Origin of the sequence: Wohlfahrtiimonas larvae (assembly GCF_002006755.1) — a bacterium.
GTDB lineage: Bacteria > Pseudomonadota > Gammaproteobacteria > Cardiobacteriales > Wohlfahrtiimonadaceae > Wohlfahrtiimonas > Wohlfahrtiimonas larvae.
The window spans coordinates 1-1,981 of record NZ_MVDO01000171.1 but is presented as its reverse complement, the minus strand read 5'-3'; the positions used below and the strand labels follow the sequence as shown (position 1 = coordinate 1,981).

The 1,981-nt window shown below is 36.4% G+C and carries 4 protein-coding genes; 3 read left to right on the top strand and 1 reads right to left on the bottom strand.

What is annotated here, in order from left to right; translation table 11 throughout:
• Positions 1 to 235 precede the first annotated feature (235 nt).
• The 3 genes from BZK14_RS09480 to BZK14_RS09470 all read left to right on the top strand — a co-directional run bounded on the left by BZK14_RS09480 (position 236) and on the right by BZK14_RS09470 (position 1,395).
• A complete protein-coding gene (locus BZK14_RS09480) occupies positions 236 to 580 on the top strand; it encodes a DMT family transporter (RefSeq protein WP_077926261.1) in 345 nt (114 codons plus the stop codon).
• Entirely contained in the window at positions 573 to 1,004 is a 432-nt protein-coding gene (locus BZK14_RS09475) for a DMT family transporter (RefSeq protein ID WP_077926260.1), read from the top strand. Before BZK14_RS09480 ends, BZK14_RS09475 begins: the two co-directional genes overlap by 8 nt.
• Positions 1,005 to 1,074: 70 nt before the next feature.
• The gene (locus BZK14_RS09470; protein ID WP_077926259.1) at positions 1,075 to 1,395 is read left to right on the top strand and encodes a Dabb family protein; all 321 of its coding nucleotides are present in this window, start codon (positions 1,075 to 1,077) and stop codon (positions 1,393 to 1,395) included.
• Positions 1,396 to 1,462: 67 nt separating this feature from the next.
• Here BZK14_RS09470 and BZK14_RS09465 read toward each other — a convergent pair.
• On the bottom strand, positions 1,463 to 1,981 hold a 519-nt coding region (locus tag BZK14_RS09465; protein ID WP_171973690.1), incomplete at its 5' end, for an AbgT family transporter.

The following is a 1,981-nucleotide window of genomic DNA, read 5'->3' as shown; positions in this document are numbered from 1 at the left end:
AGATAACAATGAGTTATGATTTAATATAATATATTGGAATATAAGCATTGACCTATATAAGGGAGATGGTTAAGATATTTATGTGTTCCACTACTGATTATTCTATGCTTGTTATACATAAAGATAACACCTCACATTTTTTAACTTCACAATTCTTATTGCTACTCTATTAGCGTTTCTATCTTTCATTTAACTCAAACAATATTATTTAAATTATAGAAAGATAGAGGAAATCATGTTTAATAAAGCTTGGATATACGTTGGGCTCACAAGTGTTTTTGAGCTCATTTGGTTATATGGGTTTAATCGTGCTCATACACTTATGGAATGGGCGATTGTGATTGGATTTATCGTACTAGATCTCAATTTCTTAGCTAAAGCTTGTCAATATTTAGCTGCAGGTACAGTTTATGCTGTGTTTGCCGCAACAGGAACTATTGGCACTATTTTAATGGATACATTTTTACTTGGAACTAGCATTTCCATTGGAATGATGGCTTGTATGGCTTTGATTTTGATTGGTGTGATTGGTTTGAACTTATCTGATCCATCATCAGATGAGGAGGAAAGCCATGGATAATTATCAAAGTATGATCGGCTGGGGCTTAGTTGCCTTAGCCATTGCAGCTGAAATGGTCGGTATCTTTGGCCTGAGCTTATATAGCCGCGGCAAAACGATTGCAAACACCATTTTATATTTCGGTGGTCTAGCAGGATCATTTGTTGCTCTATATTTTTCATTCCAATATTTACCCGTAAGCATTGCTTATACTGTTCTAACGGGTGTTGGTACGGCAGCAGCTGTGGCCATCAATATTATGTTTTTCAATGAATCAAAAGACATTAAGCGCTTAGTTAGTTTAGCATTGATCATTGCTGGTGTCTGTGGTTTGAAGCTGTTATATACAGACGATAATCCAGAGGCTCAAAGAGTGATTCAGCAGGAACATACCGTCAGTACATCGATAGTAGGAGATAGCTCCGATAAAAATATTGGCGTTTAGTTATCATTAAAATGTATGAATAGGGTATCCTCATAGTTTTGGATTGAATCAAGAATGAGGATAACAAGGTATGATTAAGCATATTGTATTGGTAAGATTTGCAAAAGACGTAACAGTCGAAGATATTGAAAATATCTTTCAAAAAATTGGTGCATTGGTTACTGTATTGCCCACAATGCAATCATTTGATTATGGTAAATACAATGGCTCTATAGAGCGCCATAAAGGTTTTGATTATGCCTTTTATATGGAATTTAATAATGCTAAAGAACGTGATGAATATCTAATTCATCCTGAGCATGTGAAAGTGGGTGCAGAATTACGAGCATTATTGGATCAAGAAGGTACTGACTCTTTCATGGCATTTGATTATGATACAAATCTAATCTAATAAAAAAGCGTGCCCAATGAATTCATGGGGCACGCTAAAATAAATCTTTCATCTAAATTGGTATGGATTATTGCCCAGTTGCGGGTGAGAAGTAAGTTGCAGAGCCAGGTCCCACTGGAATACCTAATACAAATACCCATATACAGAAGATGATTGTCCAAGCTGCTAAGAAGATGACAGAATATGGCACCATCATTGCGAGAATAGTACCGATCCCAGCATCTTTCTTATATTTGATCGCCATTGCAACGATTAAACCAAAGTAGCTCATCATCGGTGTGATGATATTGGTCGCAGAGTCACCAATTCTATAAGCTGCTTGAATTGTTTCAGGTGCATAACCTGCCAACATTAACATTGGAACGAAGATTGGTGCTGTAACAGCCCATTGTGCTGAGGCTGAACTCATCATTAAGTTGATGAATGCACAGATCAAAATGAAACCAATGAATAACAACATGCTGTTAATCTTGATGCTTGTTAAAAAGTTAGAGCCATGCACAACGATGATTTGACCTAAGTTGGTCCAGTTAAAGAATGCGATGAACTGTGCTGCGAAGAATACGATCACAAGGTATAAACCTAA

Excerpts from the sequence above, each read along its gene's own strand:
- BZK14_RS09475 (WP_077926260.1), top strand. The coding sequence starts at position 573 with ATGGATAATTATCAAAGTATGATCGGCTGGGGCTTAGTTGCCTTAGCC.
- BZK14_RS09480 (WP_077926261.1), top strand. The coding sequence starts at position 236 with ATGTTTAATAAAGCTTGGATATACGTTGGGCTCACAAGTGTTTTTGAG.
- BZK14_RS09470 (WP_077926259.1), top strand. The coding sequence starts at position 1,075 with ATGATTAAGCATATTGTATTGGTAAGATTTGCAAAAGACGTAACAGTC.